Genomic DNA, 6452 nt, shown 5'->3' on the forward strand with positions numbered 1-6452 from the left:
GTCTACGTGCCGTTACGGCAAAGTGCGCCCTTGAAAATGCAGAGAGGGTCACCATGGGTGGTGTACCACGGTATGGTTTGTCCTGTGGCATGTGGCATACGACATACAGTCAGTGGTCAGTGTACTTAATGCCAGAAATGGATATGTGATTACATAACGGGAACCATACCATCCCCCAACACACATATCCCCTCTACCATTTACAACTGATGTAAGCCGAAACTTGCTGTGCCCCAGTTTAAAGTGAGGCACGCTTTTCACATATGGGAATCATGATGTTTGGGTACATCGTACTGAAGGCCTCAGCCATGGCTTTTTGCGCCAAACGCTGTTTGCTTGTGGGCACTATGACCGAGTCATGTACGGGCAAAGCGGGAACATGTTCATCCACTAGTTTTTCGAGAACTAGTGCCATGATTTCGCTGTCCTTGTACTGAAGGTAAAGCCCATAGTTGCCATCATGGTTGTCTATGGAGGCCCTGATTATAGGGTGGTTGGCATATAACTCATTCAAAGCGTCGTCGCCTCTTGTCCCTGAAGGCATTCCTTTTATGAAGCCTTGCAGGCATAGAGGCTTTTGAGGAGGGCGATCTCGTTTACCCTCAAGGTAGCGCTGATACTCCAATGTGTACTCGTTGTGTAGGTCGATCAGCTGTTGGTCACCGCTACGAGTGATGCTAGACCTCAAGGTCCAATCCTTTTCCGAGTTGAATAACTTCAGTGCGATACGTTTATTTGCTTCTCGTTCAGTGCTACCTGCTGGACCGTAAGGATCATCGTTAAGCGGGTACTGGATACCTGATTCAGCGTAGATCATTCGAAAGTGCAGGGCAGAGTAGTCAAGCTCAACGACGCTTTCGCCGTTAATGAGCAGTTGTCCCCGTTTTTCCTCGTCCAAACTCTGGTGGTCACCGTAGAAACGCCCACCTTGGGCCCAGCTACCGTTGTTGAAAATCCGTGTGAGAGTGATGGGGGTTTGAACGTATTGCTGGCCTGAATCTGTATGCGTATCAACTGGCCATTGAATGACACTGTTTGCTAGTAGCTCATTCAATTTGCGTGCAACACGGCCATGTTTTTTGGCAGAACGCTCGTGGCGGCCTTTCAGTGGAATCTCAGGAGCGGTGTCTTTGCCTTTCTCTTTTGTTGCGCGAAGGATCGCACCGAATCTAGGCGCAGGGGCAATAATGAAGCCTTCACAGGACTCAATGAGGCTGATCAGCTTTGATGTTGCAACACCCCAAGAGGCCACACCGTTGTAACTGTTAGCTTTACCTGCCTGATAGGCTATGTAGCCCTGACTGGACAGAAACTTGATGATGTCGCGCCCGATGCTCGGAGAATATCCGCGCTTATTGTCCTTCGCCTTGTCAGATGACGATGCAGGTAGAATAAGCTCACGTCCATGCAGGTATGTATTCCAGAGGTTCGCAAGCAAAACTCGCATGGTTGGCTCGTACACGCTGCGATGCAAACGCTCAGAGCCTTGAGCGTTGCGCATCTGCTCAAATGCTTGTAGCAGAATAACTTCTGCACGAGTTACCGACTTTCTGATGTCTTTGTGGAGGAACCAATCAGTCTTGAGGTACTGCGGCCTTCTGGCTGCCCCGTCAGAGAGAGTATGTTGTGCGATTAACAGCTGTAGGTCGGTCATTGTGTTGATAGGTCCTTGGTACGTGCAAGAATACTAAGCACGGACTTTTGAGTACCTTTTCCAGCGTATGGATGTGGACTGACAGCCGTGTAGCCGGTGAGTGAAAAAGGCAGTATTGTCGTACATCAGGTACGGTGTGCCAAGCCAATAGTCGATTGTGAGTTGCAATAGGTCTTGGGGCAAAGTTTGGGGCAAAGGAGTTACGATAGACTCCTTTAGGGGGCTGTTTGTCAGCCAGAAAAATGCCGGAAATGGTGCTAGAAGGGGCTATACGTGGTTTTGAGCAGGTTCAAATCCTGCCGTCCCGACCATTTAAATCAAAGAGTTACATGAATCGCCTGCTGGCGATTTTTTCGTTTATAGGGTTTGTGACCGTTCTGGTGCCCGTTCCGTGCCCGTTTGCAACTTGCTTGCTGAACTATCCCGCCTTTACTTCTCAAGGCCTAAGCCTGGTTGCCGATGACATGTCGTGCTGTCTGCCAATATTCTCAACGTATATTCATCATCGGAAAGGGAACACCAATGGCGCACTTCGACGCGGATCAGGAAACAGTCGACAGGCTCAGAAAACGTGGGTGGAAGAAAGAATCACCGCTGGACATGGATTTGACAGGGGCAGACCACGAGTTCTCGCCGGAACTCCTGGCGGAGGTACGGAGACTATCTTCTTTAGCGAAGGCGTCGAGAGATTCAGAACCAGACACTGAAGACTGAAGCCTCCGGCACCATAACAAACGATAACAGGGAGGTTGCTCAATGAAGCATCAAGGAACGGAACTCGCAACAGCCAATTTGGACGATCAGAGTCTTGATGATCTGCGCCGGTGGGTTGAACTGGACCAGCGGCAGAAGCAGCTTGTTGAACAGATCCATGCTCACGCCATCCTCGGTCATGAGGCCAGCCAACAACTTGATACCATACAGGATGAGAAATCCCTGATTGCGGAACGGCTGCTGTCGGTGCTCGCACCTCAGTGGGTTGGTGACCATGGCAATGTGTATCTGCCGTTACCCACTCACGTTGCCATACCAAAGGCCAAGTCCGCGGATCAATTCGAGCTGCCCCCGGCAGTCTGCTACCTGAAGGCCCGGCCTGGGCCTGAGCGGTTGGACGATGGCTCACCTTGTCAGCAGTGCGGGACTGTTGAGGAGGGCAAGCCCCGGCAATGGGTCCACAACAAGCTTACCGGCCACAAATACCTGTGCCCGTCCTGTGAAGCTAGTCAGCCAGACATTAGAAAGCCGGGCGTACTGGAGCGGTTCCTGAAGCAGTTGGACCTGTAGCAGTACCGGCCTGATCGCCTTGCGCATGGCGGTGTTGCGTTCTGTTGCAACGGTGTTGCGTCATGCCGTGATTTCTATGGATCTCAATTTTGTGGATACCGGGCAGCCCGTGCGCCTGAGGGTGTTTCCTTCAAGGGCAACGGTGTTTCCTTCCATGCGCATAAGTGTGTTAACTCCGGTGTTAACTTCGACTGTTAACCATGCCGGTGCGCACCTGGATACATGCCGATTTGCTGCGTACCTCTCTGCGTACTTTACCCATTACTGTTTTGTATTGGGGCGGCTGGGGCAGTGGGGCAGCTGGGGCAATTACCCTCAATACGTTGGCGCTACCTGTTATTCAGCTGTTAACACCCGGTCAGATTCTGACCTGTTAATGCCGCTTGCTAGCAGGGTGCCCGATTCGTTCACCCCTCGCTTATGGTTGGAGCTGGTAAAGCTGCTGCCGGTGGGGTATCGCGTTTTGTGACCCCCTTGCTGATGCCTGTATCCAGCGCCAGCAACCGGTCTGTTTCGCCCTATGCGCTTCTCTCGCTGTTAATCCATGCGCCAGCACTACCGCAACAGATCGGCGCCCAGGTGGCGTTCTGGTAACTTCCCCCATTGGGGAAAGGGCAACAGGTGTGTTGCTGGTGTGTTGGAAGGTGTGTTGATGCTTCACTCCCGGCCCCGTGAATACTTGGCCTCTGGCGTGTTGAGTGGTGTGTTGGCTGGAGCGTTACCGGGATTCCGGTATCGGTAGATCTGGAAGGTGGCGCAAGTTCTGCGCTGGCTGGAGTATCCTCAAATCTGAGGAGACCCATTCAGAAGTGGCAGCCTGGTAAAAGGGGTGATACTGCCCTGGGCCGTAACCGTCGAAGTATTTTGGCTATACTGCCGAATCATCGAAACCCAAGGAGGGCAATCGCGATGCGCAAGTATATCGTTTCTTTTTTCCTGCTTACGTGCTCGATACCTGCTGCTGCCGGATCGTATTTCACCTGTACCAACCCAGAAACCGGTAGCAAGGTGTTTTCAAGAACACCATGCGGAACTGATGCCGAGCGGCGCAGAGAAAGGTCTGTGAACTCTGCGGATATGGGGCACTACAAAAGCAGATCGGCAGAAATTCAAGCGCGTGAAGCCTTGAAGGAAGATGTTGTGGAGCAGCGAAGACAGGAGGCCATCGAACGTAGAAAGCAGAGAGAGCAGGAGCAGGTAAGCAAAGTTCCTCTTGGGGCCGAAAAAGTCTGTGCTGAGCTTGAGCGAAAGGCACGATGGCCAGACGAAATGAACTCACGCCAACATCAGCGCCTGCTTTGGTGCAGAGGACAGGGGCCAAAACCTGAGAGACTACGTCCGCCGCCGGGCCCAAGCATAATAACCAATTGCGATGCCGGGGGGTGTTGGGACAACCAAGGCAAACGTTACAACAGCGGAGGTGGTCCAACCATGATCAGACAAGATGGCCGAGTGTGCCAGAACATCGGCGGCATGATGCAATGCAACTGACGTGTCACCAGATTGCTCTCCTCCTCACATCTGGGGAGTTTCACTCAACCGAAATATCGGGTCAGTCATTCACCTGAAAAATCAGGTCAGTGGCTCAACCGAAAATCCGGCTCAGTAGGTCACTACCATTTTCCTGTAGTGATCTGCTGCGGCGCTGTTTAAAGGTAACGGTGGCGGCGATACCTGTCACGCGAAAAGGGGGCGGTGCCTTGATCTGCCACACCTTCACATGCGTGGAACCAAAGCACCGCCAGGGCATAAGCCCGGCATCAGTGTAATGCCTTATTGGTTGATTGGAAGCGGGGTTACTTGCGGTCCGTGGCTGAAGACTTCGGCGATCAGTGGCCGCCATTGCTGGTGTTTGGGTTGGTTGCCCGTTGGTTGATCGGCAGGCGAAAGTTCCAGGTTCACGGAACAATAGTTCCGGTTTCGCGGAACCTTTGCGGTGCTGATCGGCAGCAATGCCCGGCTGAATAGTCCCGCTTTGGGGACTTATGCGTCCCCGGTTGGGGACTTTCTATCTGGTGTGATTCCGCTCTGCCATTTCAGGTTTTATCAGGTTCTGGGGCGTGTCTTCACCAGCTGCCACCTGAAGTTTTCTGAAGCGGTCCAGCGCCAGCCATGTCAGGTTTTGACAGGTAGCAGAGCCCTAATGAGTGAGGTTTTGTGAGGTGACAAAATATGCAGATTTGCACAGTTAAGCAGCGCCAGCAGGTTTGAGCCACGGTGTCCCAAACTACCGGGATGCCGGTATTAAGCGGGGAATGAAACCGTCCTGCCCAGTGTTCGGAAAGGGTGGCATTTGAAATCTAACCCCTGGGCTTTTACTGCAATGAAGAAAAGGGCGCAGGCGCTGGCGTACACCTTATTTCAGCGAAAGGGACTCCAGCACCTGCCGTTCAATCCTGAGCCTGCTGGGAAGTCGAATGTCCCACGCCCCAAGGCTGAACGAATAGCGGTAGCTTGCTGGGTTGACGCAGACGCCGATAACTCGACCTGACTTCAATCCGCTCTACCGCTGGTGCCAAGTATAAACCATAGCGCCAGCCCATTCTCTGGACTCCTATAACTCCGAGATATTCCGCAATTAGAACTACGAAAGTTTCGTAGTGGCAGAGCCATGATTCTGGCTTTGGTGCCGGATTATAAGGGCCATACAGGGGCGAGGCTCAGCAACCGTTGACTGGCCTGAGCTACCGGCCAGGTCCGGCATCTTATGGACCATGGCCCGTGGTTCGGTGATTGTCCGGAGAGCGCTCAAGGGCTGTACAGTGAAGGCAGAAGTGGCCAGCAGGTGAAACACCGATTCGCGTAATTCTGTGCGCCCCTGGCGTTCGGATCGTTTGGATAGGGCGACCAGTTCTCCCCGTTTGCTGTGTGCTGGTTGGCCTGCTGCTGTAGGTGTGTCGGGTTCGTAGCTGCTCAGATGACGGCTTCTGTGTCGGCTTTCGGCATGGCTGTGCCGAGAAGGATGAAGGGCTGAGGTATTCCAGCGCCAGCAGTGTGTCGGGCTCCGTGTCTGGATAGGGTGTCGGCTTTGGCCAAACTGGATCCGAAATCCAGAAAAGCACTGTTTGCAACACCCAAGTCGAGGAAGCGGTACCGGATTGGGTGCTGTCTTGGTGCTTGAGTGTTCTAGGTGTGGCAGGGTTTAGGAGCTGGTACTATCCGTGAAAAAGCATGGAAGCGGAACAGGTGATGCCAATTCTGATTTTATTCATTGGACTGATGACTGGGTTATTGCTCGGTACTATTGTTCCTCTCAAATCAATTGCAGAGCAAGGCGGGATCCAGGCTGACACTGGTATTCTATACGATTTGTCGATAGGTATACCTGCCGGGATATTAACCGGTGTTATCGTCTCGGCTTGGTTCGGTCATGCTAGCTTCCTTCGGGAGCGCTTGGACTCAATGGCGAGAGAGCTTAGGGAAGGTGTGATCAAGTCCGCCTCATGGGATAATGCTGACTGCACATGATCGAGGACGCATAAGATGGATCAGCAACTTACATTCGCGGACAGCG

4 protein-coding genes are annotated in these 6452 nt (G+C 52.8%); 3 read left to right on the top strand and 1 reads right to left on the bottom strand.

Features of this window, described 5'->3' with window-relative positions; translation table 11 throughout:
* Positions 1-238 precede the first annotated feature (238 nt).
* Complete coding sequence (locus tag H1S06_RS00435; RefSeq protein ID WP_181736322.1) at positions 239-1654, bottom strand: hypothetical protein; 1416 nt, start codon at positions 1652-1654, stop codon at positions 239-241.
* 756 nt (positions 1655-2410) lie between these two features.
* Here H1S06_RS00435 and H1S06_RS00440 point away from each other — a divergent pair.
* From H1S06_RS00440 to H1S06_RS00450, 3 genes are all read left to right on the top strand, one after another.
* On the top strand, positions 2411-2938 hold the full coding sequence (locus tag H1S06_RS00440; RefSeq protein ID WP_181736323.1) for a hypothetical protein: 528 nt from the start codon (positions 2411-2413) through the stop codon (positions 2936-2938).
* A gap of 909 nt (positions 2939-3847) precedes the next feature.
* Positions 3848-4429 carry a DUF4124 domain-containing protein gene (locus H1S06_RS00445; protein ID WP_181736324.1) on the top strand — a complete coding sequence of 194 codons (582 nt, stop codon included), beginning with the start codon at positions 3848-3850 and terminating at the stop codon, positions 4427-4429.
* Positions 4430-6109: 1680 nt separating this feature from the next.
* Positions 6110-6406: a hypothetical protein gene (locus tag H1S06_RS00450; protein WP_181736325.1), complete on the top strand. Its 297-nt coding sequence runs from the start codon at positions 6110-6112 to the stop codon at positions 6404-6406.
* Positions 6407-6452 lie beyond the last annotated feature (46 nt).

This window comes from Marinobacterium marinum, from assembly GCF_013868415.1.
GTDB lineage: Bacteria > Pseudomonadota > Gammaproteobacteria > Pseudomonadales > Balneatricaceae > Marinobacterium > Marinobacterium marinum.